39 protein-coding genes are annotated in these 24,554 nt (G+C 72.1%); 29 read left to right on the top strand and 10 right to left on the bottom strand.

Features of this window, described 5'->3' with window-relative positions:
- From ACN261_RS32090 to ACN261_RS32055, 8 genes are all read left to right on the top strand, one after another.
- Positions 1-404, top strand: a 404-nt coding sequence (locus ACN261_RS32090; RefSeq protein ID WP_425853741.1) for a hypothetical protein, incomplete at its 5' end; no start/stop codon positions are given.
- A gap of 1 nt (position 405) precedes the next feature.
- A complete protein-coding gene (locus ACN261_RS32085; protein ID WP_425853696.1) occupies positions 406-1,539 on the top strand; it encodes a hypothetical protein in 1,134 nt (377 codons plus the stop codon).
- Positions 1,536-2,246: a hypothetical protein gene (locus ACN261_RS32080; protein WP_425853695.1), complete on the top strand. Its 711-nt coding sequence runs from the start codon at positions 1,536-1,538 to the stop codon at positions 2,244-2,246. Before ACN261_RS32085 ends, ACN261_RS32080 begins: the two co-directional genes overlap by 4 nt.
- 614 nt (positions 2,247-2,860) lie before the next feature.
- Positions 2,861-3,853 carry a hypothetical protein gene (locus ACN261_RS32075; protein ID WP_425853694.1) on the top strand — a complete coding sequence of 331 codons (993 nt, stop codon included), beginning with the start codon at positions 2,861-2,863 and terminating at the stop codon, positions 3,851-3,853.
- Complete coding sequence (locus ACN261_RS32070) at positions 3,853-4,359, top strand: hypothetical protein (RefSeq protein ID WP_425853693.1); 507 nt, start codon at positions 3,853-3,855, stop codon at positions 4,357-4,359. The genes ACN261_RS32075 and ACN261_RS32070 overlap by 1 nt, the downstream gene beginning before the upstream one ends.
- 83 nt (positions 4,360-4,442) lie before the next feature.
- Positions 4,443-4,703, top strand: coding sequence for a hypothetical protein (locus ACN261_RS32065; RefSeq protein ID WP_425853692.1), 261 nt, complete (start codon positions 4,443-4,445; stop codon positions 4,701-4,703).
- A 172-nt stretch (positions 4,704-4,875) separates the two neighbouring features.
- Positions 4,876-5,076, top strand: coding sequence for a hypothetical protein (locus tag ACN261_RS32060; protein WP_363803220.1), 201 nt, complete (start codon positions 4,876-4,878; stop codon positions 5,074-5,076).
- An 81-nt stretch (positions 5,077-5,157) separates the two neighbouring features.
- Positions 5,158-5,643: a helix-turn-helix transcriptional regulator gene (locus ACN261_RS32055; protein WP_425853691.1), complete on the top strand. Its 486-nt coding sequence runs from the start codon at positions 5,158-5,160 to the stop codon at positions 5,641-5,643.
- A gap of 186 nt (positions 5,644-5,829) precedes the next feature.
- Here the strand turns inward: ACN261_RS32055 and ACN261_RS32050 are convergent, their stop codons facing one another.
- Positions 5,830-6,306, bottom strand: a complete 477-nt coding sequence (locus ACN261_RS32050) for a hypothetical protein (protein WP_425853690.1) — start codon at positions 6,304-6,306, stop codon at positions 5,830-5,832.
- Between the two features lie 131 nt (positions 6,307-6,437).
- Positions 6,438-6,692, bottom strand: a complete 255-nt coding sequence (locus ACN261_RS32045; protein WP_425853689.1) for a hypothetical protein — start codon at positions 6,690-6,692, stop codon at positions 6,438-6,440.
- Between the two features lie 58 nt (positions 6,693-6,750).
- Between ACN261_RS32045 and ACN261_RS32040 the strand changes: the two genes are divergently transcribed.
- Complete coding sequence (locus ACN261_RS32040; protein ID WP_425853688.1) at positions 6,751-7,053, top strand: hypothetical protein; 303 nt, start codon at positions 6,751-6,753, stop codon at positions 7,051-7,053.
- A gap of 162 nt (positions 7,054-7,215) precedes the next feature.
- On the opposite strand, the gene ACN261_RS32035 is transcribed toward ACN261_RS32040, so the two are convergent.
- From ACN261_RS32035 to ACN261_RS32010, 6 genes are all read right to left on the bottom strand, one after another.
- Complete coding sequence (locus ACN261_RS32035) at positions 7,216-7,740, bottom strand: hypothetical protein (protein WP_425853687.1); 525 nt, start codon at positions 7,738-7,740, stop codon at positions 7,216-7,218.
- 298 nt (positions 7,741-8,038) lie between these two features.
- Positions 8,039-8,242, bottom strand: coding sequence for a hypothetical protein (locus ACN261_RS32030; RefSeq protein ID WP_425853686.1), 204 nt, complete (start codon positions 8,240-8,242; stop codon positions 8,039-8,041).
- A gap of 28 nt (positions 8,243-8,270) precedes the next feature.
- Entirely contained in the window at positions 8,271-8,459 is a 189-nt protein-coding gene (locus ACN261_RS32025) for a DUF397 domain-containing protein (RefSeq protein WP_425853685.1), read from the bottom strand.
- 67 nt (positions 8,460-8,526) lie between these two features.
- Positions 8,527-8,742 (bottom strand): hypothetical protein, encoded by a 216-nt coding sequence (locus tag ACN261_RS32020; protein WP_425853684.1) that lies wholly within the window; start codon positions 8,740-8,742, stop codon positions 8,527-8,529.
- A 32-nt stretch (positions 8,743-8,774) separates the two neighbouring features.
- Positions 8,775-8,957 carry a hypothetical protein gene (locus ACN261_RS32015; RefSeq protein WP_425853683.1) on the bottom strand — a complete coding sequence of 61 codons (183 nt, stop codon included), beginning with the start codon at positions 8,955-8,957 and terminating at the stop codon, positions 8,775-8,777.
- A gap of 147 nt (positions 8,958-9,104) precedes the next feature.
- The gene (locus ACN261_RS32010) at positions 9,105-10,316 is read right to left on the bottom strand and encodes a helix-turn-helix domain-containing protein (RefSeq protein ID WP_425853682.1); all 1,212 of its coding nucleotides are present in this window, start codon (positions 10,314-10,316) and stop codon (positions 9,105-9,107) included.
- Between the two features lie 136 nt (positions 10,317-10,452).
- On the opposite strand from ACN261_RS32010, the gene ACN261_RS32005 reads away from it, so the two are divergent.
- Positions 10,453-10,878, top strand: coding sequence for a winged helix-turn-helix domain-containing protein (locus tag ACN261_RS32005; protein WP_425853681.1), 426 nt, complete (start codon positions 10,453-10,455; stop codon positions 10,876-10,878).
- 309 nt (positions 10,879-11,187) lie between these two features.
- Here ACN261_RS32005 and ACN261_RS32000 read toward each other — a convergent pair whose 3' ends face one another.
- Complete coding sequence (locus ACN261_RS32000; RefSeq protein ID WP_425853680.1) at positions 11,188-12,171, bottom strand: tyrosine-type recombinase/integrase; 984 nt, start codon at positions 12,169-12,171, stop codon at positions 11,188-11,190.
- Between the two features lie 43 nt (positions 12,172-12,214).
- A complete protein-coding gene (locus ACN261_RS31995; RefSeq protein WP_425853740.1) occupies positions 12,215-12,622 on the bottom strand; it encodes a helix-turn-helix domain-containing protein in 408 nt (135 codons plus the stop codon).
- Positions 12,623-12,768: 146 nt separating this feature from the next.
- Here ACN261_RS31995 and ACN261_RS31990 point away from each other — a divergent pair, with 146 nt between their 5' ends.
- From ACN261_RS31990 to ACN261_RS31900, 19 genes are all read left to right on the top strand, one after another.
- Positions 12,769-13,515 carry a hypothetical protein gene (locus ACN261_RS31990; RefSeq protein ID WP_425853732.1) on the top strand — a complete coding sequence of 249 codons (747 nt, stop codon included), beginning with the start codon at positions 12,769-12,771 and terminating at the stop codon, positions 13,513-13,515.
- Positions 13,515-14,228: a hypothetical protein gene (locus tag ACN261_RS31985; protein WP_425853731.1), complete on the top strand. Its 714-nt coding sequence runs from the start codon at positions 13,515-13,517 to the stop codon at positions 14,226-14,228. Before ACN261_RS31990 ends, ACN261_RS31985 begins: the two co-directional genes overlap by 1 nt.
- The gene (locus ACN261_RS31980; RefSeq protein ID WP_425853730.1) at positions 14,225-14,659 is read left to right on the top strand and encodes a hypothetical protein; all 435 of its coding nucleotides are present in this window, start codon (positions 14,225-14,227) and stop codon (positions 14,657-14,659) included. Before ACN261_RS31985 ends, ACN261_RS31980 begins: the two co-directional genes overlap by 4 nt.
- Positions 14,652-14,861, top strand: coding sequence for a hypothetical protein (locus ACN261_RS31975; RefSeq protein WP_425853729.1), 210 nt, complete (start codon positions 14,652-14,654; stop codon positions 14,859-14,861). Before ACN261_RS31980 ends, ACN261_RS31975 begins: the two co-directional genes overlap by 8 nt.
- Positions 14,858-15,142, top strand: coding sequence for a hypothetical protein (locus ACN261_RS31970; protein ID WP_425853728.1), 285 nt, complete (start codon positions 14,858-14,860; stop codon positions 15,140-15,142). Before ACN261_RS31975 ends, ACN261_RS31970 begins: the two co-directional genes overlap by 4 nt.
- Positions 15,139-15,375 (top strand): DUF6011 domain-containing protein, encoded by a 237-nt coding sequence (locus tag ACN261_RS31965; RefSeq protein WP_425853727.1) that lies wholly within the window; start codon positions 15,139-15,141, stop codon positions 15,373-15,375. Before ACN261_RS31970 ends, ACN261_RS31965 begins: the two co-directional genes overlap by 4 nt.
- Positions 15,372-15,611, top strand: a complete 240-nt coding sequence (locus ACN261_RS31960) for a hypothetical protein (protein WP_425853726.1) — start codon at positions 15,372-15,374, stop codon at positions 15,609-15,611. Before ACN261_RS31965 ends, ACN261_RS31960 begins: the two co-directional genes overlap by 4 nt.
- Before the next feature lie 4 nt (positions 15,612-15,615).
- Positions 15,616-16,029 carry a hypothetical protein gene (locus tag ACN261_RS31955; protein WP_204958763.1) on the top strand — a complete coding sequence of 138 codons (414 nt, stop codon included), beginning with the start codon at positions 15,616-15,618 and terminating at the stop codon, positions 16,027-16,029.
- On the top strand, positions 16,026-17,393 hold the full coding sequence (locus tag ACN261_RS31950; protein ID WP_425853725.1) for a hypothetical protein: 1,368 nt from the start codon (positions 16,026-16,028) through the stop codon (positions 17,391-17,393). The genes ACN261_RS31955 and ACN261_RS31950 overlap by 4 nt, the downstream gene beginning before the upstream one ends.
- A complete protein-coding gene (locus ACN261_RS31945; protein ID WP_425853724.1) occupies positions 17,386-18,297 on the top strand; it encodes a hypothetical protein in 912 nt (303 codons plus the stop codon). The genes ACN261_RS31950 and ACN261_RS31945 overlap by 8 nt, the downstream gene beginning before the upstream one ends.
- Positions 18,294-18,578 (top strand): WhiB family transcriptional regulator, encoded by a 285-nt coding sequence (locus ACN261_RS31940; RefSeq protein ID WP_425853723.1) that lies wholly within the window; start codon positions 18,294-18,296, stop codon positions 18,576-18,578. The genes ACN261_RS31945 and ACN261_RS31940 overlap by 4 nt, the downstream gene beginning before the upstream one ends.
- Positions 18,575-18,796, top strand: a complete 222-nt coding sequence (locus tag ACN261_RS31935; protein ID WP_425853722.1) for a hypothetical protein — start codon at positions 18,575-18,577, stop codon at positions 18,794-18,796. The genes ACN261_RS31940 and ACN261_RS31935 overlap by 4 nt, the downstream gene beginning before the upstream one ends.
- 97 nt (positions 18,797-18,893) lie before the next feature.
- Positions 18,894-19,277 carry a hypothetical protein gene (locus ACN261_RS31930; protein ID WP_425853721.1) on the top strand — a complete coding sequence of 128 codons (384 nt, stop codon included), beginning with the start codon at positions 18,894-18,896 and terminating at the stop codon, positions 19,275-19,277.
- Positions 19,277-19,456: a hypothetical protein gene (locus tag ACN261_RS31925; protein ID WP_425853720.1), complete on the top strand. Its 180-nt coding sequence runs from the start codon at positions 19,277-19,279 to the stop codon at positions 19,454-19,456. The genes ACN261_RS31930 and ACN261_RS31925 overlap by 1 nt, the downstream gene beginning before the upstream one ends.
- Before the next feature lie 146 nt (positions 19,457-19,602).
- Complete coding sequence (locus tag ACN261_RS31920; protein WP_425853719.1) at positions 19,603-20,691, top strand: HNH endonuclease; 1,089 nt, start codon at positions 19,603-19,605, stop codon at positions 20,689-20,691.
- On the top strand, positions 20,688-21,560 hold the full coding sequence (locus ACN261_RS31915; RefSeq protein WP_425853718.1) for a hypothetical protein: 873 nt from the start codon (positions 20,688-20,690) through the stop codon (positions 21,558-21,560). Before ACN261_RS31920 ends, ACN261_RS31915 begins: the two co-directional genes overlap by 4 nt.
- Positions 21,557-21,859: a hypothetical protein gene (locus ACN261_RS31910; RefSeq protein ID WP_425853717.1), complete on the top strand. Its 303-nt coding sequence runs from the start codon at positions 21,557-21,559 to the stop codon at positions 21,857-21,859. The genes ACN261_RS31915 and ACN261_RS31910 overlap by 4 nt, the downstream gene beginning before the upstream one ends.
- A gap of 559 nt (positions 21,860-22,418) precedes the next feature.
- Positions 22,419-23,003, top strand: coding sequence for a helix-turn-helix domain-containing protein (locus ACN261_RS31905; RefSeq protein WP_425853716.1), 585 nt, complete (start codon positions 22,419-22,421; stop codon positions 23,001-23,003).
- A partial coding sequence (locus ACN261_RS31900) for a hypothetical protein (RefSeq protein ID WP_425853739.1) occupies positions 22,987-24,554 on the top strand: 1,568 nt, incomplete at its 3' end. The genes ACN261_RS31905 and ACN261_RS31900, both read left to right, overlap by 17 nt.

Raw genomic sequence — 24,554 nt, 5'->3', positions numbered from 1 at the left:
AGGTCCGGGCTATCGCCCCGATCAGCCTGGAGGCGACAGCGACAGCCAGCCCGCAGGCGATCTCGGCGTCGACGGTCACCGCGATCACCTGGCAGGCCGCCAGCGAGAACGTCGGCGGGTTCACCAAGCCGAGCGGGTTCGAGTTCACCGTCCCGGCGGCGGGTCTCTACGTGGCCACCGTGCAGGGCCTGGTCAGTAACGGCCAGTCGGGCCGAGCCTTCGTGAACATGGTGATGGACGGCCGTGCGTACCGGGCGTCGTTCGGTGGTGTGTCCGAGAGCGGATGGGCGTCGACCGGGCAGCGGCGGATGGCCGCCAGCACCATCGTCAAGGCGGAGATTTTCTGCGCGACCGCCACCACGATCGCGTCGGGCACCCTGTCGGTCTACCGGGTCGGGGCCTGACGTGACCGTGGTGACGTGGCTGGGCTGCGACCTGGTGACCGGCCGCATCGTCGAGGAACTCCCCGACCTGGCCCCGTCGGGGACGATCGGGGCGCTGCTGGGCGCCTACACCTCTGCCAACCTCCGCCTCCCGATTCCCCGGGGCGGGCACGGCGCGGCTCCCCGTGACTGGGTTGCGGCCACCGAGCCGGGCCGGTCGATGATCGTCGCGGTGCTGGCCGGGCGGCCGGTCTGGGCGGGCATCGTCCTGGTCCGCGAGGGCGGTACCGAGGCCACCCTGTCCCTGGGCTGCGTCACGCTGGAGGGCTACCTCGACCGGCGGTACGTCGGCGACCACACCTGGACCGGCCAGGACGAAGCCTCGGTGATCGCCGCAGGACTCGCCGGCGACGCGACCTCCATCGAGGGCATCGGCCTGGCCGTCGACGCCCCCGCCACCGGCACGCTGCGCGATCGCACCTACCTCGACACCGACGACAAGACGGTCTACTCCGCCCTGCGGGAGCTGATGGGCGTCCAGGGCGGCCCGGAGTGGACCATCGCCCTGGGCTGGACCGACGCGACCCAGACGGCCGTGTCCAAGACGCTGCGGGTGCGATCCCGGATCGGCTACCCGTCGACCACGCCCACCGCGGTGTTCACCACCGGCACCGCGTCCGCGGTCTTGTCCGCGGTCGGCTCGTCGGAAGCCCGCTACACCTACCGCGAGGACTACTCCTCCGGCTCCGGTGCCAACCACGTCATGGCCACCAGCAGCGGCGAGGGAGAGACGCGTCCCCAGTCCATCCCAGCCCGCGCCGACGGCCTCTTCGCCGCGGGCTGGCCCCGATACGAACACCGATACTCACCGAGCAGCTCGATCACCGTGCAAGCGACCCTCGACGCGCACGCCGCCGCCGCACTGGGCATCCTGGCCTTCGGTGCCCGAATCCTCACCATCGCCAGCCGCGCCGACGCGTACCCGATCCTTGGCACCGATTGGGGCATCGGCGATGACATCGGCTACGACCTGGTCGGCCACCGGCACCTCGACGGGCTCACCGGCGTAGCCCGCGCGATCGGATGGGACCTCGACCCAGTCGCCGGCACCGTCGCTCCCATCCTCCTCACCCCCGGACAGGACGTGATCTCGTGACCGTCATCTCCGACCAGGCACCGCCCGGCCAGGACTGGCTGGTGCGGCAGATCCGCGATCTGCAACGCCAGGTGCGCGAACTCGCGGCGGCGCGGACGCTGGAGGCCGCAGCGATCGGCTCGGGCGGTATCACCATCCGCGATGGCGCAGTCCGGGTACTCGACAGCGGCGGAGCCCCGGTCGCCCAGCTCGGCCGCCTGCCCGATGGCGGGTACGGCCTGGCGGCGATCGCACCCTCCGGCCAGCTGGTCACCCTCTCATCTCTGGCGTTCGGTCCCGTTGCCGCCAGCGACCCCGCCGGCGGCACCCGCACGTCCTCCGCGTTCGGCGATCTCACCGGCGCGGCGGTAGGACCCTCGGTCACGGTCACCATCGGCAGCACCGGCCGCGCACTGGCCTTCTGGTCCGCCGGATGGGGCATCACCGGCACGTGGGAGGCCCTCAGCACCGGCGGCATCTCCGTCGAACTGTCCGGGGCCAACGTAATTCCCCCCAGCAGTGACTACTCGCTCGGTCACTACCTCGAACACCCGGTCGCGCCGGCAACAGGGAACTCGCTGGTCAGCGCATCATTCCAAGCGGGAATGATGCACTTCTTCAAGAACCTGACACCTGGCCCGACGACGTTCACCCTGAAGTATCGCAACCGGCGAAACGCTGGAAACGTCCTATTCGATACCCGGGAAATCGCCGTCTTTCCGTTCTAGTTTGGATTTGGCCATACATTGAGGGTGCAATCGCCTATCCCGTAATTTGCGGCTCGCATGACGGGGGCGGGCCCAGCCCCCGGACACTCTTCGTGCTGAGCGTGGCCGAGCAGGTGGCCCAGCTCGTGCAGGACAACCCACGCTCGCTGATCAGCGAGAGTCCCGCCCACCGCGCGAAACCGCGGTCCGAGCGTCGTCCACGCGTCGGCGGTCACGATAGCGAGACGCTCATCCGGCCACGCCCGACCGATGAGGCCCCCCAGGCCGCCGGCTCCCCGGGTGCCGGGCCACACGATCCGCAACCTGTAGCTGTCCAAATCGACTCGCCAGCCGCGCGGGTCGTTGACGATATCCGCGATCACCTTCGCGGCCTCCGCCTGGTCGATGTCGAGGCCAGGATCGACGGCGACTGCCGGCGAAGCGAAACGGTGCCCTGAAACCCACTCAGCCTCTGCGGTGGGCGGATCCCCACCGGCAAGGAACACCGCTGCCCACAAGGCAACAGCTAATCCGGCAGAAACTGCCGCAAGACGGCGAATCATTGGCGCTCCCTGATGTGCACGCTGCCTGAACGTACTCACATCACGCCACCTGGAATCCACGATGGAGGAGCGATGACCAGCGCGCCCGCTTGCCTACTCGCCGCCCGCCGCGTCCTGCTCGACTACCTCGGCCCGGACGCCAAGCCCCGCCCCGGGGTGACGATCCTGGACCCGCTCGGCGACCCGGCCTGGGAGATCGGCATCGTCGGCGACACCGGCCACATCGGCGGCTACCACACCGGGTCGGACCGGATCCGGCGCGTCGACGGGGCGATCCGGGACTACTCGGTGACCGAGTCACCCCGCGACCGCGCAGGGCTGACCCTCGACGCCTCCGCCTTGGACGTCGGCCGCTTCCGGGTGCGCACCCCGCTGGGCACCTTCGACCTGCCGCACTACTCGCGGTGGCTCGTCGCCCAGTGCAAGGCCAACACGGCCGACACCAGACACCTGCGCGAGGTGATCTACAGCCCGGACGGGCGGACCGTGCGCCGGTGGGACCGGCTCGGCAAGCGCAGCACCGGCGACGACTCCCACCTCGGCCACACGCACGAGAGTTGTTTCCGCGACGCGACCAAGGCCGGGGCCGACATGGCCGCGGTCAAGCGCCGTTACCTGACCGAGATCGGCGTCATCAACAAGGAGGTACCCGACATGACCCCCGAAGAGCACAAGTGGCTGGAAACCGTCCACAAGAACCTGACCGTCCTCGACGGCCGCAATCCGGTCGGCCAGGCATACACCAGGGCGGCGCTGGGCGTCGACCACAAGGATCCGAAGTACGTGGTGCCGCACCCGTCGCTGAAGAGCCTCGGGGCGCAGCTGGTCACCATGCAGGCCGCGCTGCTCGGCGCGGTGCAGGGCCTCGACGCCGAGGCCATCATGGCCCGGATCGACGCCGTTGCCGCCGAAGAGCGGCAGCGCGACGCCCAGATGCTGGCTGAGCTGCTCGGGCGGCTGGACGCGATCGTCGACCTGATCCGGCGGCAGGAGAACGGTGAGCTGACCGCCGAGCAGGTGCTCGTCCAGCTGCGTAACCTGCTGCCCACGGGCACGGCGGGCTGATGGACGCGACCGTCCTGACCGCGCTGATCGGCGCCGGCGGCGCGATCGCTGGCGGGGCGGTCGTCGGCCCGGTCGTCGGGCACCTGCTCGGCCGTCGGATGCGCAGTGCCCAGGCCGCGCTGGCCGACGCGCAGGTCGACCAGCTGCGTGCGGATGCGGTCCGGATCGGGCAGGACGTCTACCAGCAGATCACCGCGGACCTCAGAGCCGAGCTGGAGCGGGTCCGTGCCGCGCTCCAGGACGCGCAGACGTCGCTGGCGAGGACATCAGCCGAGGCGGAGCGGCTCCGTCAGCGGGTGGTGGACCTGGAGTCGCGAACGGCGCAGCTGGAGCGCACCGAGCAGCACCTGTCCGCCGAGCTGCGTGCCGTCCAGGGCGAGCGGGATCAGCTGCGCATCCGACTGGCCAGCAGGGAGGCGACCATCACCGCGCTCACCGGCCAGGTGGCTGACCTGAAGATCCAGCTTGCGTCGCTCCAGCCGGCCCCGCACGCGCCGGCCGGCTGACCGTCTGACCCCGACTGGGGCAGGAAAGCGCATTCTCGGCCCGGGCCAGGGTGGTCCGGGCTTCGTCGTACCTGGAGGTGTCCATGCAGCAGCAGCCCATCGATCCCGCGCCCACCCAGACCCGCCATCCCTGGCGGGCCACCGCCCGCACGGTCGTCGCCGGCGCGGTGGGAGCGCTGAGTCTGCTGCCGGAGGTGGCGCTCACCGCCGGCGTCGACACGGTGCCGGCGGTCGCCCAGGCCGTGGCGGTCGCCGGCGCGGTAACGCGGGTGCTGGCGCTGCCGGCCGTTGACGCCTGGATGCGTCAGTACGTGCCGTGGCTGGCGACTGCCCCGGCCGCCTGAGCGGTCTCCGCACGCGCCCCAGCCCCGCTCGCGTCGCAAGGTGTTCGCCCCCGCTCGGCTTCGGCCGGCGGGGGCGCTGCGTCGTGTTCGGGCGTCTCTCGCTGCCGCACAAACCCTTTCGGATGCGAAAGGGTTTGTGCTATGCTTTAGGCACACCGAAGGGAGGTGAGAGATGGAAATCGGAGAGGCGATGCAGCTGATTGCCGAGGAAGCCGAACGCCAGGGCTTCCTCGTCAAGCAGACCCGCAGCAGCATGTGGCACTTCCGCAAGGGCAACGACAACTGGCTCGTGGCCCCCAAGGACGCCGGTGACGTGCTGGAGGTCCTGCGGGTGCTGATCAGCGCCGGCCTCGACTGGTCCTTCAAGGACTAGCGAGGTGCCGGGGTCGGCAACCAGCCGGCCCCGGCCACTCCGAAACCTCATCTCGCCTCCCCGAGCAGAAGGGGAAACACCGTGAGTGGTTGGTACGTCGGACTGGAGTTCGTCGGCGACCTGAACGACATGGAGCACCTCAACGAGGCCGCCGAGGGTGCGTTCATCGCGAACTACAACAGCAAGAGCAGGGTGCTGAGCCTCAGCCACCGCCTGGACGCGGTGGAGTACGACGACGCCCTCCAGGAGGCCAGGGAGTGGGCGTCCAAGCTGCCCGGCGTGGCGAAGCTCGTCAGCGAGGGTGTGCTGTTCGGTCCCGACCGGATGGTCGTCGAGACGTTGGCGGCGCGGGCGCGGGGCTGGGACCTGCTCGGTTCGGCCGAGGTCGCCGATGTGCTTGGGGTCTCCACGGCCCGGGTTCGGCAGCTGGAGCAGCGGCCGGACTTCCCGCAGCCGGCCGTGACGATCGCTGGTGGCCGCATCTACCGGCGTGACGAGATCGAGGAGTACGCCGAGCGCCGGTCGCGGACCCCGGGCCGGCCGGCGAAGGCTCAGCCCGAGGCGTAGCTTTGGGCTGAAGCCCCGCAGCTACTGGCGTTCTGCGGGGCTTCGCCCACGACGATGCGGCCCCGCTCTCCCTGGTGGGAGGGCGGGGCCGCATCGTCGTGTCAGGCAGGTCAGGGAAAGCGCATTCCGGGCGGTGGGGTCCGGCGCACCGGCGGGGGCCGGCCGGGGTGGCCGGCCCCCACTGGATCACTCCACACAGACCAGGTGCTTGTCCTGGCCGCCGATCCGGATCGCCGCGGCCAGTTCGTCGGCGGTGGCGCACCACTGGGCGGACTCGGGGGCGATGACGACCCGGCTGGCACGCTCAAGTCGGCGGAGCACGTCGTCGAGGCCTGCACGGGGGACCTGCGGGAGCGCGGTGCGCAGCCGGACCATGTGCACCCAGTCGCCCGCCCCGGCGGCCAGCCGGCCGACGGTTGCGACGACCAGGTCGTCCACGGTGGCCGGCTCGGGCTCGGCGTCCCAGCCCTGGGCGGCGGCCTCGATCTCGGCGGCGGGGAGGTCCCCCTCGTGGGCGACCTCGATCAGGTGGGCGAGGGCCTGGCGGGTGGTGGCGATCCGGATCTCGACCAGCCGGGTGGGGCGGCCGGCCAGCCGGCGGGCGGCGAGGTCGGTCTCCATGTCGGCGATCTGGCGGGCGGTGGTGGCGATGGCCTGGATCATCTTGGTCTCCCTGCTCGTTCCTGCCTGTACCTAAATTCTACACCACCCTAGAATTTCATGCAACATAGTGGTGTGGAATTTCCCCACCACGCCCAGCCGACCCCGTCAGGCGGCGGGGCCGGCGCGGCCGGTCAGTAGTAGTCGACCCAGTCGCGGGCGGCGCGGGTCGGCGAGCAGGCCGCGTGGATCACCTCGCCGTTCTGGTCGCAGCTCCGGTGAGCGGGGCCGCTGACGTGCTGGCCGCAGTCGGCGCAGGAGCCGAGGTTCTCGCAGGCGGCGCAGGTGGCCTCGGTGCGGTGGACCTCGGCGTCGCAGAACCGCTTGCCGGGGGTCCAGGTGTAGGTGGTGCTGTTCGTCATCTTGGCCCCCTGCTCGTTCCTGCTCATGCCTAAATTCTACACTGCACTAGAATTCTGCGCAACATAGTGGTGTAGAATTTTGGGCATGGACCTGACCGACCTCGCCGCCCGCCTCACTGCCGCCCCCCACCTGCCACCACTGGAGCGCTACCAGGCGCTGCGCGACCTCGCCCCGGAGGTCAAGGCGGCGGTGGCGGCCCTGCAGGACGCCGCGATCGCCGAAGCTCGCACCGAGCTGCCCGAGGCTGAAGTGGCCACCCGGGCCGGGGTGAGCGTGTCCGAGGTGCGTCGACGGGTCACGGCTCACGGCAAGAGGGCCGGAGTTGGCCGCGGCCCGGGTCGACCTTCGCGGGCGGCTGCCAACCCGTCCGGGAATGCCCTTTCCTGATCCTGGTGGACCGGATGGCATGAAGCTGCCCCCGACCTGGTCGGTCGAGGGCAGCTTCGGGGCGATCAGATGATCATCACACTGTCGGTTGGCCGGAGCCGGGGCAGGTGCCCCGGCTCCCTTCGGCCTGGTGTGGCGGGCAGGATGCGCCCGGGGGTGGCCCTACGCGGGCCCCGCAGACGGAGCAACTGCTTTGAGGTGCCATTGGCGGACTCCTTGGGGGATTTGGTAGTCCGGGTACGGGTCGGTTTCTGGCTCGCGTCGGTCTCCGGATGCCGACGTGGCCCGTAGGTAGAGCACCGTCCGGTCGCGGCAGGTGATCCGCAGCGCGGACGGCGTCGGCTGGCCGTTCTCGGTCCATCCGACACCTGGGATGGCGCACAGTTCCCAGCGCTCGAACGGCTCGGGCCGGGCTGCGTCGAGGAGTTGGTGGGTGAACACGAGCAGCCGCCAGAAGCGCAGCCGCGGGGGCGGCATCTCGCCAAGCGGCACGGGCTGGGCGTCCCGGGAGGGCGCTGCTGCCCACAGCATGGAGCTGGACCCGGTCTGGTGCCACAGTCGCACTCCGGGCGGCGACTGGCCGCCTGGCTCGGTGTCCTGGCCGTACCGCCGGATCGAGGTGATGTCCGGGTGCTCGGCGGCCCGGTAGAGGGCTTCCATGATGTCCAGGGCCTGGGTTACCTGCACGGGCACTCTCCTGATCAGCGCGGATTGTGGCAGCTCACGGGGCTGGGTCAGTCTATCGGCGGGGCGGCGGGGCTCTGCTCCAGCGCACCGAGTCACCTCCGGTCGTGGGGCGGGATCCACCTGCTTCGGCCTACGGCCTGCAGGTACGCGTATGCGTCCCGGGTCGGTTGGCACATCCATGGGCATCGGCACACCGGGCAGATGTCCCGGGTGCCGCTGGTTGGCCAATGGTCGGTGATGATGACCTTCGCGTCGAGGAGCATCCGGGCGCGGACCTGCACCACCGACATGTTCCCGGTCACTGCTGGATGCGCCCTGCCGCCCAGTACTGCGCCAGCACCCCTGCGGCCCAGTCCATCTGTGGGCAGCCGGCGGGGGTGCACTGGCGGCACGTCCCCGGCGCCCACGAGGTCGCCGCAGGAGCGGGACGGTGCTGCCGTTCGATCAGCCCGGCGATCGTCACCACGGCCGCCGGGCTGATCTCGTTGTAGCTGGTAGTCACCACCGCCCCCGAACCCATGCAGTGGTCGTCAGTAGGTCTGTCCGGCCCGGATCGAGTCCAGGAACGCGACCCACTCGGCCTCGTCGAAGATGACCTGCGTCTCCGGCCGAGCCGAGTTGCGGATGATCCGGCGGCCGGAGACGTCGATGGCCACCTCAACGCAGGTCGGGCCGCTGTCGCCGCAGCGGTTGGGCCGCTTGAAGTCGAGCTGGGGCATGTCGATCCTCTCGGGTACTGCCGGCCGCCCGATGGGGCCGGACCGTAAGTGGAGATGGGGACGCCGGTCACCGGGCTGCGGCGTCGAGAAGACGGTCGGCGTCGACCAGCAGTTCCTGGCACCAGGGGCCGGTGCAGTCGGCGGAAGGCGTGCTGCACTCGACGAGGTGGGCGTACACCCACACCATCCCCGCGTTCCACGATCCGTAGACGTGGACGACGTCGATGATGATCTGGTTCTGTCCGAGGACGCCGGGGCTGGACTGCCACTCGTGCGGCTCCAAGCGGATGCGTGAGCCTTCCCCGGCCGGGGTGCTCATCGGGCCGGCCGGGGGTAGCGGTACTCGACGATGTCGGGACGGCGGGCGGCCGCGAGCAGCCGGTCCCGTGCGGCGGCCTGCTCTTGTGCCTGGATGGCGCGGCCGGTGCCAGGTGGTACGGGGGGATAGGCGGGGCTGCCGCCGATGAGCCGGTTCCACGCCCGGGTGATCAGGTGCACGGGGTCGCCTCCCTCGCATGAGCGGGGGTGGCAGGGCGAACAGCGTCGTCGTACGCCGCGCGACTCCCTGCCGCCACCGTGCGATCACGCTAAGCAGTCGCCGGAGCGGTGGGGGGTACGCGGCGTACCCGGTGACGTGACGTACCTCTACTGCTGCGGTGCGCTGATCCGCTGGGCCAGGTCGATTGCCTCAGCGCGAACCGCCGCCGGTGCCTCGCGCGCCAGTCGGCCCGCCATGTCCTGCGCAGCCGGCGAGTACCGCACAGTCTCCGGCGACGTCGCCTCGGCCCGGGTCAGCAGGTGCAGAGTCGCCTCTCGCGCGCCTTCCAGGTCGGCGGATCGGGCGAGCTCGACCAGGTGCCGACCGCGTCGCTCCGTGGACGGAATCGACGCCGGGTCCAGGGCGTGTGCTCGGCGCTGCGCCTCGTCTGGGTCGCCCAGGTCGACCGCGCACATCACCGCGTACACGTCGACGAGGGGGCGGGACACTCGGGTCCGCAGGCCGACGTACCCGGTCGGCAGTGCCCGCTCGACGACCTGCCGGGCCGTGTCCCAGTCCGCCCACGCGCCTTGGTCGCCGCTCCGTGCCCGGGTCAGTGCCATGCACAGGTGCAGATCCGCCAGCATCTCGGCGTACTCGGTGCCGCCGTCGGCGACCCGGGGTTCGATCAGCACCCGAGCCTCACCGAGGCGGGCCAGTGCCTCGTCACTACGGCCGACCGCGCGTAGGACGTGCGCGGCGTACCAGATGGCCTGGGCGATGGCGAGCGGGTTGTCGGCGTCCAGGGCGGCGCTCATGCCCCGGTCGACGGTGAGCCAGCACAGCTCCCGGTCGCCGTGCCAGGCCAGGTACGCCTGGGCGAGGTGGTACGCCTGGGCGAGTTGGGCGAGGGCGGCCCGCCGCTCGTCGCCGGTGTGCAGCCGGGCCGCCCGCTGGGTGGCGTCGAGGAGACCCGGCAGCACGAGACCGGCCTCGGTCCGCTGATGCCGGCTGGTGTGCCAGGTCTGCCAGGCGGCATCGACCGCACCGCGCAGGTAGTCGGTGCTGTCCGGCTGGCCGTCGACGGTGATGTGCCAGGCGGTGAGGGCGCGGCGGACGTCGTCGACTGCGGGGTGGCTGGGCCGCCCGTCGAGCGAGAGCGCGACGGTGGGCCCGTAGAGGTCGCCCAGGTCGTGCACGCCAAGGTGCGGGGCGATCTGCTGCGCGGCCCGTAGCGTGAGCGAGCGGCGGCCGTTCTCGATGAATTTCACCGTGGTCGGGGACAGCCCAGCGAGGCCGGCGAGACGCTCGCGGGAGAGGCCGGCGGCACGACGTAGCCGTTCGACGCGCTGGCCTGGGGTGAGGGACTGGTCGGCCATTGGGTCACCTCCGGGGCGGGTACAACGCGTACCCCTCACCGTACGCTGGCTGATGCGCCCAAGGCGATGGTCGTTCCCTTCTGAGCTAGTCAGCTAGTTGTCTTGGCGGTCTCAAATTCACTCCTACCCTGCGGCGGTGATCTACCCCGGACAGGAGCCGGTCGGCTACCAAGAGGTCGCCGAGATCCTGCGTGCCCGGATCGTGTCCGGCCAGCTCAAGCCCGGTGACCGCCTGCCGTCGGAGCGGAACCTGTCGCAGACATACGGCGTGGCACCGATGACCGCGAGGGCGGCGGTGCGGCTGCTGCGCGACGAGGGCCTTGTGGAAGTCGTCCGGGGTCGAGGTGCGGTGGTGCGAGTGCCGGCGGAGCCGGAGGTTGTGTACGTGGGGCCGGGTGTGTGGGTTGGGGCCAGGAATCCGTCGCCCGACGAGCGGCGGTTGTATCGAGTGCCGGAGGGGGTGCCTCTGGTGGTGGTGACTCACCCGGACGGGTTGCAGGACCTGTATCCGGCGGACCGGTGTCGGGTGGTCTATCGGCCCACGGAGGGGCCCGCTGCTTAACATTTCGTTAACCAGCGGGCTCTCACGTTTCATCATTTGCAAGATGCGGCCTGTAATCGCTAGCTAACTGGACGTGTCATCGGTGAGAATCCATCCGTATGAACGCCACGTGGGGAAGCAGCAGAACCGACCGCACCAACAGCCCACCGGGTACCGGCCTCCGTGCCGTCATCTGGACCGCCGCTGACGCAGAGTGGGAAAGGCATGCTGGCCGCTGCGGCGACTACTGCACCCGGATGGGCTACGAGATCGTCGCCGTCATCTCTGAGTCGACCGGAGGTCGGTGGGCAGACGTCGTCACGATCCTGATCACGGACGGACGCGCCGATGTAGTCGTCGTCGCTGACCGCGACCAGCTCCCGCGCGACCGGACGCCTCGGATCGAGGCAGTGGCGGACGAGCGTCGACGCCTGGAGCCGACGACCAAGGATGTGGTCCGACCGCGGCCCCGGCCCCAGTTCTTGCGTCGTCGCTGAACGGCAACATGGCCACCGCCTCCCTCATCCGCTCCGACGTCACCTGCGTGTAGCCGCCGGTGGTGATGGGGGAGGCGTGGCCCATCAGTTCTTGTGTGACCCGCAGGTCCCGGTACCGCTCCTGAATCATGGTCCCGAACCAGTGCCGCAACGGGTACAGGGTGCCGCCGAGGCCGGCGCGGCGCAGCTGGTAAGCGCCACCCTTGCTGATGTACTCGGCGGTGGCTGGCCGGCCGTCCGGCCGCTGAAACAGGGGGCCGGACGGCCGGGACCAGACGGTCTGCCAGATCAGCGGGTGAGTGGGGATCGCCCGCGTCCGGCCGCCCTTCCCCTTGATCGTGATGACCTCTCGGGTGACGTCCTCTCGGCGGACCTTCGCGACCTCATGAGGGCGCAGCCCGGCGAGGGCGACGAACCGGCAGCAGAGCCGCCACGGCTCTGGCAGGTCGAAGATCGCGGTGCGGACGAAGTCGTGCCCGGCCGGCCGGGGAAGGCCGTTGTGGGCGACGGGCCGCCGCAGCTCGACGGAGGGATCGAAGCTGAGCCACGGGTCGTGGCCGGAGGCGGCCCACCGGTAGAACCTCACGATGTGCTTGTAGTAGGTGCTGACGGTCTGTTCGGACCATCGGCGGTTCGCCTGGCCGGCGGCGAGCCAGGCGGCGATCTCGTCGCCTGTGGAGCCGTGGAGTCCCTCGGGGAGTTCGCGGTGGAGCCGATGGAGGAGTTTGTCGGCGTGCCGGACGGTGGTGTCGGGGGCGAACGCGCCGGCCCTCATCCAGGCGAGGTGGGCGTCGATCATGTCCAGAGGAGTGGCCATACGGGACTGTGGCATCGGGCGGGTCCTGTGCGTGATCGGCCGGTCAGGCGGGGAGGGGCCGGGGGATCATGGCCGGTCGGCGGGTATCTGCGCGTGGGGTGGCCCGGGCGGGGCGCGCGGGGGGCCGAGTGGCGGTGCGCGTCGTCCGATGGGGGGATACGGGCGCTGACCTCGTCTTTTTGGCTGACCCGCGATTCCGAAGGGTATTGGTGGTCTGAGCTGTCGGCAAGAGGTCGGCGACGGTGACGCCCAGGACGTCGGCGATGCGCTCCAGGTCGTCGAGGTCGAATGCGGTCTCCCCGGTCATGCGGCGACTGAGCGCCTGCTGGCGGATTCCGGTCTGCCTCGCCAGTTCGGCTGCGCTCATGCGGCGGCGGGCGAGCAGTACCCGGATCTCTTCGGCGGCCAGGTGCCGGAGGCGCATCCCAGTGCGCGCGTTGCTCTCGCTCATACGGAGATGATGACTCGCTTACCGGTATAAGGGCAAGCGTAGCCGTGTGACATTCCAACGAACTGTGTGGATGTACCGCTGAGCGTGTTGACAACCCTCGCGGCGGAGGCGTAAACATGTCCCCATGCAGAGGAAGGACGGTCGAGATGACCAACGTACAGCAGCCCCCGTCGGAGGCGGCGCAGCAGCCGGCGACGCCCGGCACGCCGGCTGGGTTGCCGGTCCTGCCGGGCTGCGGTGGCGACGCTGCCGTCCGCTACGAGATCCAGCGTCCTACGGGTGGCGGTGCCTACGCCCTGGCGGGCGCGATCAACGTTTGCCAGGTGCACCGCGACGCCGCGCGGATCGCCGCCTCTGAGGCGGGTCTCCGCCTCTTCCCGCTCGACCAGGATGTGTCCTCCCGGCCCTGCGGCAGCGGGATGGACTTCACCGGTGTGCACCCCCGGGCGCTGTCCCGCCGCCAGGCCGGTCCCGCGCCGGCCCCGGTGGAGGGGCAGCCGGCGGGCCGGCGGATCGCCCGCGCGAACGTGCTGCGGGAGTTGTCGCGGCTCTGCTACGCCGTTGACCAGCCGGCGCTGCCGGCCCCGGCGCTGATCCGGTTCATGGACGAGGGGGCCGCCGATCGGGTGGTGATCGTGCGGTGTGACGCGATCGCGGAGGCCGAGGCATGGGCGGAGCGCTTCGACGTCCTTCGGGACGCGCAGGTCATGGACACGATCGCCGAGAACGGTCGCCGGGTGAGGGTGTTCACGGCGTGGACGCAGTGGCGGGGGCTGTCGCTGGTGATGTCGGCGGTGGTGGTGCCGCCGGACGGGTGCCCGGTCCCGGCCGGCCCGCGGCCGGCACCGGTGGACCTGTCGACGGGCGAGGCCCTGGCCGAGGTGTCGGTGTGATGGCCACGGTGATCGCGGGGCTGCGGGCTGCGGGCCCGGAGGTGGGGGGTCTGCTGCTGGCGGTGGTGCTGGTGGCGGGCGCGGTGTGGTGTGAGCGTTGGTGGGAGGCCCGCCGTGCCCGGGTGCAGCGGCAGCGGCGGGCGGAGCGGCTCGCGGCGTTCCGTGCCCGCCGGGAGGCGGCGGCCGCGCGTTCTGCTGCGGCCCGTGTGGGCGGGCCGGTGCGTCCTGTGGTGCCGGTCGGGCCGGTCCGGGCCCGGCCCGCGCCGGTGTTCGCCGCGGCCGCGGCTGCGGCGGTGCCGGTCGTCGAGTCGACGTTGCCTCGGGCCGGGGAGTCGGAGTTTCCGCGGGCGGTCGATCCGGCGTTGGTCGGCCGGCCCCCGCTGGCCGCCGAGCCTCCCGTGCGTCCGTCCCGGTCTCTGCCGCCGGCGGCCGGCCGGCGGTGGTCTCCGGCTGGCGGGTTGGCGGCCGCGCTGGGGGGTGTCGTGGTGGTCGTCGGGGTGGTGGTGGCGCTGCCCGGGTCGCCGGGCACGGGTGCGCTGGCGGGTGTCGCGGTGCTGGTCCTCGGCTGGCTCGGTGCGGTGGTGGTGGCGGTGGCGGTGGGGCAGCGGCGGGCCCGGGTGGCCCGGTACCGGGGTCTGCACTCGGCGTCGGTGCCGCTGCACGACCGGGGCCGGGGCAGCGACTACCTGACGATCCCGGAGGCCGGGCGATGAGCGGGCAGGGGTTGACGCCGCCGGGCACGGTGCTTCGGCTGGTGATTCCGGAGGCGGTGGTCGTCGCGCACGGCGATCTGCGGCTCCAGTTCACCATGCCGGGTCACCCGGGCGAGGTGATCCACCTGCCGCTCGTCGACGGCCACTACCGGCCGTTGGTGGAGGTGCACCCGTACGTGCCGCAGGTGCACGCCGGGCAGGTGTGGCGCACCGCCGGCGGTGTCCTGCTCTTCGGGGTCCTGTGGCGTGAGCAGCCCGACGACGTCGGGGTGGAGATGCTGATCGCCGCGGACGGCGGGGCCTATCACACGCCGGCGGCGGCGGTGGAGACGTACGGGCCGCTGGAGTTGGTCGTCGAGCACGCGCCGGTCGACAACTTCGCGGCCGGGACGGTGTACGGGCAGGCGCGGCCGGTGATCGCCGATGCGTGACCTGACGGTGCAAGACGTAATCACCCTGCTGCTCGGCCTCGCGGTGCTGGCGCTGGCCATCGCGGTGTGGCGTCTGACCGACTCCGGCCAGGCCGAGGCCCCGCCAGACGCCGTCGACGAGCTGTGGGTGGACTTCTACACCAGGCCGCCGCGTAGCCGCTGGCGCCGCTGGCGACACCTGGACCGCAGGGAGCTGCGGTGATCACGGCCGTCGTGGACATGCTGCTCGCGCACCCGGGGCTGACCGCCGTGGTGGTGCTCGCGGTGGCGTGCGCGGTGGTGCTGGCGTGGATCACGGTGCTGCTGGGTGCCGACCGGCACGACCGGGTGGTGCGGGTGGTCGGGGTCGCGCCCCGGCCCGCCCCGCCGCCGGCCCGGCCCACCCGGCCGGGGCCGCCGGTCAACCTGCTGCTCGCCGCGTACGTCGCCCAGCGGTCCGCCGAGTCGACGGCGGCCCTGCACGCCCGGGCCGGTCGACCGTGACGAGCACCAAGCCGCCGGTGCTGTGCCGGCTGTGTGACCGGCCGGTGCACACGCCCCTGTCCCGGGCCCGCCGGATCGGGGCCGGGTGCTGGCGCAAGCAGCGGGCCGAGCTGCGGGCCCAGTCGAAGCCGGTCGCCCTGCCCGGCATGTCCGGGCGGGGCGGCCCCGCCCAGACCGGCCCGGACCTGCTCGACGGCCAGGACCAGGGCCAGGACCAGGGGGTCACGCCGTGACCAACAAGCCTGGCCGGCGGATCTGCTCGCGGTGGGACCCGGACCCGGACATCGGCGTGGACCACCGCTTCCGGCAGACCTGCCGCACCTGCCTGCGTGTCGGCGAGGCCGGCGACCTCAACCACACCCCGCCCCCGCCGAACCCGCGCCGATCCCGTATCTCGCCCGCTCTCGCCGCCGCCGCCCAAGCGCGCGACGCCGCGATCCTCGGCGAGCGCGACCCTGATGAGGAGTAGGACGATGACCGACCAGACCGCCCCGCGTCTGCTCACCGACGAGCAGCTGCGCCGGGCCGCCGCCGGCCGGCCGGGCTACGCGACCTATCCGGAGTACGCGCCGGGCGGTCCGGAGCGCCTCGGCCAACTGCCCCGGATCACGGCCCGCCGCGCCGGCCGGCCGCCGGCCGCCGCCCCGTTCAGCGCGGTGACCGGCCCGGCCGAGCCGGTCCGGTCCGCCTGCCCGGAGCCGGCCCCCGCCGACGCCCGGGTGCTGTACGGCTTCCCGCCGTGCCTGATCGAGGACCGGCCGTGGTGGCGGCGGCGCTGGCACTGGGCCGTGATGGTCACGGGCGGCCGGCTGCGGCAGGGGTACGCGTGGACCCGGGCCGGTGCCCGCCGGCGGACCGCCCGGATGATGCGGCAGGCCCCCCGGTGAGCCCGGACGTCGTCGCCCTGACCGACCGGTCCACGGAGGAAGCTGCCCGGGCCCGCGCCGAACGGATCCGCCAGGGGCTGCGCGACTACCTGGAGACGGTGGCCGAGTTCGCGCTCGCCTTCGAGCGCGGCGACTGGCAGGTCCTCGGCTACCCGAGCTGGCAGGACTACCTGGACGGTGAGTACGGGGCGGACCGGCTCCGGGTACCGGAGGTGCACCGCACCCAGGCGGTGGCAACGCTGCGGCACGTCGGCATGTCCACCCGGGCGATCGGTGCCGCACTGAACATCAGTAAGGCCACGGCGGCCAGGGAGGTCGCGTCTGTCTCAGCTGAGGCAGACGACCTGCCGTCCACCGTCCGGTCGCTCGACGGCCGGCAGCGCCCCGCGACCCGACCAACCCCAACCTCGACCCCGGCCCCGGCTCCGGCTCCGGTGGTCATCGAGGAGCGCGGGCCGGCACCGGCCGAGCGGGTCTGGATCGCGACCGCCCGCAAGGGCATCGCCGCCCACGCGCTGCGGTCGGTGCTGCTCACGGTCTGCTCGCGGGCTACCCGCACCGGGCTGACGCTGACCGCCCAGCAGGCCGCCGACCGGTGGCAGGCGACCTGGTGTCGCACCTGCTGGCCGGATGAGGGGACCACCCGCGTCGCGGCGGGTGCGTCCGAGACCCACGACCCCCGGGCCTCGGACACGGCCGGGGCGGAGCTTCGCGGCTCCGCCCCGGCCAACGACACCGACACCGACCCGGCCCGCCGCATCGCCGCGGTGGCGCCGGAGTTCGTCCAGCCGGTCGCGGCCGGCACTCACACGGCCGCCGGGGCTGACACGGACCCGGCGGATGGAGCGGAAGGCCCCGACGCCGTGGACGCCGGTTCGCCGGTGGCGCTCGCGGCCGACCACGCCGCTCCAGCCCTTGCCCCGTCGGCGGCTTCCCCCGTCGACGGGGCAGGGGTAACCCCCGCCGCCCCCGGGCTGACCGTCGAGCAGGTGCGCCGACTGCGGGCCGCCCTCGCCCACCTCACGGCCTGCGGTGGCCGCCGGACCGAGGCCCGGGTGTACGAGGTGCCCTACTCGTCGACGTCCGCGGCGCTGAGCGGGTTGCAGCCGGTGACGCTGGCCACCGTTCAGTGGTGGGCCGATGACGACGGTGAGATCCACGTCCGGTTCCTCAAGGGCGGCGGGAACTACTGCCAGGCGTCGACGGAGTTCTACGCCGGCAGCGTCGACCAGGCCCTCGACATCCTGTGCGCGCTCGGCCTGCTGCCCGCGCACCTGTCCGGCCTGTACGCCGCCGGAGTCGCCGCCGGCCTGCGGGCCGGCGACGCGATCGACGGCGAAATCGTGGAGGTGCCGCGTGGCTGATCTGCCGGTGCACGAGGGCTGGCGGCGGGTGCCGAGCGGCTTGTACTCCCGGACGCAGCTGGCGGATCTGGACCTGCCCCGGCTGCCGGGCGGCCCGGTCCGCGCGTACGTCGACGCGCCGAACTGGCGCGGACGGCGGGAGGTCGTCGAGCTGTACTCCCTGGCCGAGGCGACGCCGTCGCCGGCGAGCATCTGGCACCTGGAGGCGGCCCGGGCGCGAGCCGGGGCGGGCCGGGTATGTGAGGGGTGCGGTGCCCGTCCGGACCGGCCGGTGCCGGTGCTGGGCCACGTGGCCGGGGCGGATCACCTGACCGATGGTGAGGCGGACGCGTCCCGTCACCTGTGCCTGGCGTGCGCCCGGGCGGTGCGCCTGCGCGCTGCGGTGGCCGCTGCTGCCGGGGCCCGGGCCGAGGCCGGCCGGTGGGCCGCCGAGGTGACCGGTGCCGGGCTGTCGGTGGTCCGCTGCACCGAGGTGCTCCGCCCGCCGGCACCGTCGGGCCGGCGGAACCTGGCCCCGGTGGCGCTGCGCGTCGACGCCGTCGACGCCGTCGGCACCGAGCTGCTCCGGGTGACCATCCGCCTCGCCGGTCCACGGGTGCGGGCGGTGCCCGCCGACGCGGTCGACCCGGCCACCGTCGACGAGCGGATCCGGTCCCTGCTGACCGCCCGTGCGGTGACGTGGCGGGCTGAGGAGCTGACGCCGCTGCTGTGCCGGTACTACCCCGACTGGCGCACCCGGCCCCGGGTGGTGCCGTACGCGCTGCGGGAGCGGGTCACCTGGTGGCGTGGCGAGGTCGACCCGGACAACCTGGCTGTCCGGACCGCGATCGACCCGGTGACCGCCGACCGGACGCTGCTGATCCTGCGCCGCATGGCCGCGGCCGCCACGGCAGGTGAGGCGTGACCGGCGGAATCATCACGGTCATCGCCGAAGTGGTGCCCGGCTTCCTGCGCGACCGGACCGTCCGTCCGGCGTGTGTCGACGCCGATCCGGGCGACTTCTTCCCCGAGCCGGAGTCCGTGGCCGCGGCGGCGGCCGTCCGGGTGCTGTACTGCCAGGGCTGCGCGGTCTACGGGCCGTGCCTCGACTGGGCGCTGAGCCAGCCGGTCGACAAGCTGCACGGCCTGTGGGCGGGCACCAACCAGGGCATGCGCCGCCGGATGCGTACGCAGAGGGCGCCGTGATCGCGCCGGCCGGCCGGTGGCTCGGCGCGAGCGTCGTGCTGGGCCGGCCGGTGCCGGTCGCCGCACCGTATCCGCACATCTGCCGAATGACGGTGACCGGCCTGATGACCGGCGTGGTCTACGTCGTCGAGCGCCGGCAGTGCGCCGCCTGCGCCCGACCCCTCCCGCTCCCGACGCCGCCGACGTCGGACCCCATCCACCCGATCGAGGAGACATGACCAGCAACACCGCCATGGGTGACGCCTGCTTCGCGCTGGCCCTCTACGACAAGATCATGACCGCTACCGCGGCGGACGCACCCGGGGCGCTGACCTGATGGGCGAGATCGTGTTGATCGCCACCCACGACCAGGCCGTGCACGCCATCCGGCAGCGTCTGGAGCGGCCAGGCACCGACCAGCTGCTGCGCGGTGTCGTGCTGCGCGTCCTCGACATTCACCAGCCGTACCATTCCAAGACCAACGCGCCGGACCCCGACTGCGGCGGCTGCGACGGTGGCGGATTCATCGACAGTGAACCCGAGGACGGTGGTCCGCCGGTCCGGCGTCACTGCCACTGCTCGTGCCCGTGGTGTACGGGATGCGAGGAGCCGCTGTGCCGGGGCGTCTGCCCAACCGTCGCGGCGATCGCCGAACGGCTCGACCTGACGTCCTCCGCCGCCGTGCCGAGCGAGGGCCGGCCGGCGGGCGGTGCCAGCTGATGCGGCCCGAGATCCTGCGCCTGGTCATCGGCCTGGCCGTGGCGGGCGCGCTGCTGCTGGCCTACGCGCGGATGGTCACCGGCCGGCTCTGGTCCGCTCTGGCCGGTTTCCTCGCTCTGCTCGTCGCGGTGGCCGCCGTGGCGGTCGTGGTCACGGAGGCGCTGGGGGTGCTCCCGTGACGGAGGACCCTCCCGAACCACCCCAGTGACGGCGCTTCCCGCCGCTCTGATCGTCCTGCTCAACCTTCGGCGCGGCCACCTTGGCAGGTGGCCGCGCTTTGCCGTATCAGGAGAACCATCGATGTTGATCTTTGGGGCGGTGGGTCGTGCCGTACTGGCTTGAGAGCGACACCTTCCACACCGAGCCGGTGTGGGAGGTGCTCGCCGGCGGGGTCGCGGACCTCGTCGACGCGTTGCAGTCAGCGCTGTGCCGCCTGAAATCGGTGGCGTCGTCAGTGCTGTCCGACGGCTACCTGACCGAGGGCATGGCGTTGCAGCAGTGCCGGGGACGGAAGAAGATCCTCGGTCTGCTGACCACCGGGGTACTCGACCAGCCGCCGCTGCTGCACCGCCAGGGCGACGAGTGCGAGTGCCTCGGCGACGGCTGGATCACCGGGTACGCCTACCGGATCCACGGCTTCTCCAAGCGGAACCCGTCCCGGCGGGAGTACAACCGCAACCGGGCGCAGAAGGCCGACCTGCGCGACGCCCGCCTCAAGGCCCTCGTCTACACCCGCGACGGCGGCTGCTGCCGGTACTGCGGCAGCGGGCCGCTGTCGCCGAAGTCCGGCCGGGCCAAGGACCCCCGCAAGCGGATCCACTACGACCACGTCGACCCCGACCAGCCCGCCGGCGCCAACGCCGAGAACTTCGTCTTGAGCTGCAAGCGCTGCAACGAGCACAAGGGCCACCGGCTGCCCCACGAGGCCGACATGGTGCTGCTGCCCATCCCCACCCCCGAGCAGGCCGCCCGGATGCGTGCCCGCGATCAGGTGCTCCACGACCTGCCCGCCGACGGAGATCACGCACCGATCACCGACGAGACGACGACCAATCACGATCACGAACAAAAACCGATCACCGAACGGACCGATGAACCCATCACCGACCACGAACGCGATCGAAACGCCGATCCGACACCACCAGTGCGCCTGAACCCCGACAACACCGCCACCACCACGACGACCAATCACCACCCCGAAGGGTCCGGGCTGGGTCGGGGCGGGAAACCCGAGGTGAAACCCCCACCACCCACCCCCTGGTCACACCAGCCAGCCCGCAGCCCCCAGCACCCCGACATCTACCACCGGCGCTCCCGACCAGCCCCCACCCAACCCGACCCGTACATCTGGCCCCCCGGCGCAGTCCCCGCACACCCCGCCCCGCCCGCACAGCCCGCACCGGAGGACCGATGACCACCATGTCCCCGCCGCCCCGGGTCGTCGACCTGCGCGACGCTGTCGAGCGACTTCGGGAGTCGTGCGCCTGGCTGTGGCTGCTGATGGCACCCGGCCGGGAGCGCCGGCCCGGCCGGCCCGTCGACGAGGACCAGGCCGAGATCCTCGAAGCGCGCGGGCACGCCGCCCGGACGTACCGGGAGTGGAACCTGCGGCACGGCATGGGCGCGCTGGCACCGTCGGCGGCGGCCGCGCGGCTCGACGTCGTCGACGCCCTCACCGTCGTCACCCGGATCCTGACCCGGCTGGCCCGCCTCGTCGCCGAGTACCGCGACTCGTCGTACGTCGGCGGCGGCCGGCCCGTCGACGTGCTGGACTGGTTGACCGCCGGCGGGCCCGGCCGGCGCTGGGTGGTCGACGCCGCCGGCGACGCGTGGCGGGCCGGCGTGCTCGACGACCTGCGCGACAACCGGGACGCGTACCTGGTGGGCAGGATCGCCGAGCACATCGCGTGGGCGGACGAGGTCGCCCGGGCGGCGGCCGGCGTGGTGGCCGAACCGGTGCGGCCGATCGAGCACCGCTGCCCGGCCTGCCGCCACCGATCCCTGCAACTGCGCCACGACGGCCACGACAAACGCCGCTGGACGGTGGAGTGCGTCCGCCGGACCTGCCTGTGCGCCGGGGCCGGCTGCGGCTGCCTCCGACGCGACCGACGGCCCGGCCTGCCCCACGTGTGGACACGGGGCGAGATGGAGGGACCGGGCGGGCTGGCCACCGCCGTGGCGATCGCCCGCCGCCTCGACGAGCAGGGCCGGCCCCGGCCCACCGTCCGCAGCACCACCACCGGACACGGCGGCTGGTCCGACCGGCGGACCGGTGCGGCGTGAGCGGCGTGGTCGTGGTCGATGGCGTGCAGTGGTGGACCACCGCGTACGCCGTGGCGCAGCTACGCGTCGACCGGAAGCTCATCAACCAGTGGGTGCTGCGGTCCCGCCGTGCTGGCCACGTCGCCGGTGCCAGCCCGCAGGACTGCCCACGCTGCCAGTCGAACCCTGAGAGCTTCCCCCATGTCGACCCACCGGTGCGACGATCCGGGATCTACGGCTACGTCGGCGAGCAGCTGCTCGCCGCCGAGGAGCGGACCTGGTCAGGATCGCGAGGTGGTGTGGTCCGGACAGACGTTTGACAAGATCATCACCGGCATATCACCATGGGCGCAGCGCCAGGAGTCTGTCCGGTGCCACGGTCTAACCTGCCAGCCACCCGGGATCGGCTCCGGGACGCAGCCCTCGCTCCGGCGGGGGCTGCGGCGTCTACAGCGCCAGGCAGCCAGGGCGTTGTGCCACGTCTGGGTGGGAGGCGGCAAGGTGGTCGCCCGGTCGGCGGGGCGTAAGGGCAGGCGGCACAGGGCGGCCAAGCGGGACCTGAGTAGCAAGAGCACCAGGTGCTGGCTGTGTGGCCATGAGGGTGCCTACGAGCTGGACCACGATCCGCCGCGCAAGGTGCTGCTGAGGCGGGGACTGGACCCCGACGATCGTCGCTGGCACAAGCCAGCGCACGGCACGTCGTGTCCTTGCCCGACTTGCGGTCAGCGGTGTAACCAGGTGCGTGGCGACCGGCCGGCGAGGCGACCGCGGATGATCCGCGAGTGGTGACCCCGGGGGTGAAGTCCGTGGGCGATGCGCGGGAGACCCCAGAAGTGCCAGCCCCCTTTTTCTCTCCCCGAAGGGGTGTGAGCTGCGGAAATGGTCAAGGCGACGCAAGATCAGACCCGGGTGATCGGGGCGGCGATCAGTGCCGTGATACGCGATCGGATCCGGGATCTGCGCGACCGGGCTGGCCTCGGTCGTAACGAACTCGCGGAGCGGGCACGGGAGTACGGGGCGCCCGAGTCGTTCACGGCGAACGTCGTTGGTTTCTTGGAGAGGGGACGCCGAGGGCTGACGCTGGAGGAGTTGCTGGCGCTGGCCGGTGCACTGGAGGTCACGCCGCTGGAGCTGCTCGGCGACCAGGCGGCGGTGCTCGTCGGCGGCGGCCAGGTCGACGCGCCGGTCTGCCCGAGCTGCGGCGGTGAGGCCGGCCAACTGGAGTCCACCGTCCGGGCCGACGTGGGCAAGCTCGGCGAGCTGGGCACGCTGGAGGAGACCCTCACTCGGACGGCGATCCGCGTGGCTGCCGAGATCGACGCACTCCACGGTGACGGCGTCAAGGAACTGCCGCGGTTGACGCGGGAGCTGCGCTCGACGGTGGAGCAGATCCTGACCGGCCGCCGCGCCGTGCCGGACCCGGACGACGAGGACGACCTTGACGACCTTGGCTCCCCCGATTGATCCGGAGTACGCGGAGCGCGTCCGGGAGGTCTACGGGCTGACGTGCCTGCCGAGGTGGGGGACCCGACGCAACTTCGACCGGCCGACCCTCGGCGGGAAAGCGGCGAAGGTCTCGAAGGCGCTCGGCTCGCCGTACATGCCGTGGCAGCGCTACACCGCGGACATCGGCCTGGAGATTGACCTCGACACCGGGCTGCTGGCGTACCGGGGTGTGGACCTGACGGTGCCCCGCCAGTCGGGCAAGACCACCACGGTCCTGTCGGTGGCAGTGCACCGGGCCAATGCGTGGCAGCGGCAGCGAATCCTCTACGGCGCGCAGACCGGCACCGCAGCCCGCGAGAAGTGGGAGGACGAGCACCTGCCGATCCTGGAGGCAGCCAAGGCGTTCCAGGGCAGGTACCGCGTCCGCAAGGCCAACGGCCGTGAGGCGATCCTTTGGACGCGCACCAGGTCGATCCACACGCTGACCACCAACAAGGAGCAGGCCGGCCACGGCAGGATCCTCGATCTGGCGTTGCTCGACGAGTACTTCGCCCAGGTCGACTACCGGTTGGACCAGGCCACCGGCCCGGCGATGATCACCCGGGCGAACGCGCAGAAGTGGCGGCTGTCGACGGCGGGGACCAGCCGGAGCGTGCCGTTCAACCAGATGCGCGCTCGTGGGCGCGCTGCCGTCGAGCAGGGTCGGCAGAGCAAGATCGCCTACCTCGATTGGTGCGCGCTGCCGGGCATGGACCGCACCGATCCGGCCGTGTGGCGGACCTGCATGCCGGCGTTGTGCCCGGCCCCGGTGCGCGGCGTGTGCCGCTGCTCGAAGGATTGGCGGCACACGGTCACCGATGACGCGATCTTCGGCGAGCTGGAGTCGATGGCCGACGATCTGAGCGACTTCGACCGTGCCTATCTCAACATCGCCCGCGAGGACGGCGAGGTCGACCGAGACCCGAACGTCCCCACCCCGGAGGAGTGGGGACTGCTCGCTGACCCGGAGAGTCTCGGCACCGGCGTCGTCGCGATCGCGATCGATATCACTCCCAAACGCGACCACGCAGTGATCGTGGGGGCTGGCTTCGATCCGCTCGGTCTGCCGCGGATCGTGGTGCTGGAGTACGGCGAGGGCACCGGCTGGCTGCGGGAGAGCATCGAGCGGTGGCACACCAAGCTGAAGCCGGTCGCCTGGGTGCTCGACGAGAAGTCGCCCGCGGCGACGATGGTCCTGCCGATGGACCGTGCGGGCATCCCTCGCATGAAGGAACGCAAGGAGGACTGGCACCGGGGCCACCTGTGGATCCCGACCGTCCCCCAGTTCGGCGCGGCCTGCGGCGACTTCACCGATGCTGTCCGGCAGGGCCAGCTGGTGCACCTCGACCAACCGGAACTCACTGTCGCGATCGACGGCGCGGCCAGCCGCCCGATCGGCGACGGACTGTGGGCGTGGGGTCGCAAGATCGCGTCGGTGGACATCTCCCCGCTGGTCGGCGCGTCGCTCGCCCTCGCCGCGCTGCTGCGCTTCCAGGACCTGGCGAACCCGCCGCAGGTGGCGGTGGCCGC

The organism is Micromonospora sp. WMMD723 (genome assembly GCF_049863385.1).
GTDB lineage: Bacteria > Actinomycetota > Actinomycetes > Mycobacteriales > Micromonosporaceae > Micromonospora > Micromonospora wenchangensis.
The sequence above is the reverse complement of the archived record's forward strand: the minus strand, read 5'-3'. Positions and strand labels throughout refer to the sequence as shown.

Bases quoted from the DNA above. Each gene is read 5' to 3' on its own strand.
- ACN261_RS32075 (WP_425853694.1), top strand. From the start codon at position 2,861: ATGACCAGCGCGCCCGCTTGCCTACTCGCCGCCCGCCGCGTCCTGCTC.
- ACN261_RS32070 (WP_425853693.1), top strand. From the start codon at position 3,853: ATGGACGCGACCGTCCTGACCGCGCTGATCGGCGCCGGCGGCGCGATC.
- ACN261_RS32065 (WP_425853692.1), top strand. From the start codon at position 4,443: ATGCAGCAGCAGCCCATCGATCCCGCGCCCACCCAGACCCGCCATCCC.
- ACN261_RS32060 (WP_363803220.1), top strand. From the start codon at position 4,876: ATGGAAATCGGAGAGGCGATGCAGCTGATTGCCGAGGAAGCCGAACGC.
- ACN261_RS32050 (WP_425853690.1), bottom strand. From the start codon at position 6,306: ATGATCCAGGCCATCGCCACCACCGCCCGCCAGATCGCCGACATGGAG.
- ACN261_RS32045 (WP_425853689.1), bottom strand. From the start codon at position 6,692: ATGAGCAGGAACGAGCAGGGGGCCAAGATGACGAACAGCACCACCTAC.
- ACN261_RS32040 (WP_425853688.1), top strand. From the start codon at position 6,751: ATGGACCTGACCGACCTCGCCGCCCGCCTCACTGCCGCCCCCCACCTG.
- ACN261_RS32025 (WP_425853685.1), bottom strand. From the start codon at position 8,459: ATGCCCCAGCTCGACTTCAAGCGGCCCAACCGCTGCGGCGACAGCGGC.
- ACN261_RS32010 (WP_425853682.1), bottom strand. From the start codon at position 10,316: ATGGCCGACCAGTCCCTCACCCCAGGCCAGCGCGTCGAACGGCTACGT.
- ACN261_RS32000 (WP_425853680.1), bottom strand. From the start codon at position 12,171: ATGGCCACTCCTCTGGACATGATCGACGCCCACCTCGCCTGGATGAGG.
- ACN261_RS31995 (WP_425853740.1), bottom strand. From the start codon at position 12,622: ATGAGCGAGAGCAACGCGCGCACTGGGATGCGCCTCCGGCACCTGGCC.
- ACN261_RS31990 (WP_425853732.1), top strand. From the start codon at position 12,769: ATGACCAACGTACAGCAGCCCCCGTCGGAGGCGGCGCAGCAGCCGGCG.
- ACN261_RS31985 (WP_425853731.1), top strand. From the start codon at position 13,515: ATGGCCACGGTGATCGCGGGGCTGCGGGCTGCGGGCCCGGAGGTGGGG.
- ACN261_RS31980 (WP_425853730.1), top strand. From the start codon at position 14,225: ATGAGCGGGCAGGGGTTGACGCCGCCGGGCACGGTGCTTCGGCTGGTG.
- ACN261_RS31975 (WP_425853729.1), top strand. From the start codon at position 14,652: ATGCGTGACCTGACGGTGCAAGACGTAATCACCCTGCTGCTCGGCCTC.
- ACN261_RS31955 (WP_204958763.1), top strand. From the start codon at position 15,616: ATGACCGACCAGACCGCCCCGCGTCTGCTCACCGACGAGCAGCTGCGC.
- ACN261_RS31930 (WP_425853721.1), top strand. From the start codon at position 18,894: ATGGGCGAGATCGTGTTGATCGCCACCCACGACCAGGCCGTGCACGCC.
- ACN261_RS31925 (WP_425853720.1), top strand. From the start codon at position 19,277: ATGCGGCCCGAGATCCTGCGCCTGGTCATCGGCCTGGCCGTGGCGGGC.
- ACN261_RS31915 (WP_425853718.1), top strand. From the start codon at position 20,688: ATGACCACCATGTCCCCGCCGCCCCGGGTCGTCGACCTGCGCGACGCT.
- ACN261_RS31905 (WP_425853716.1), top strand. From the start codon at position 22,419: ATGGTCAAGGCGACGCAAGATCAGACCCGGGTGATCGGGGCGGCGATC.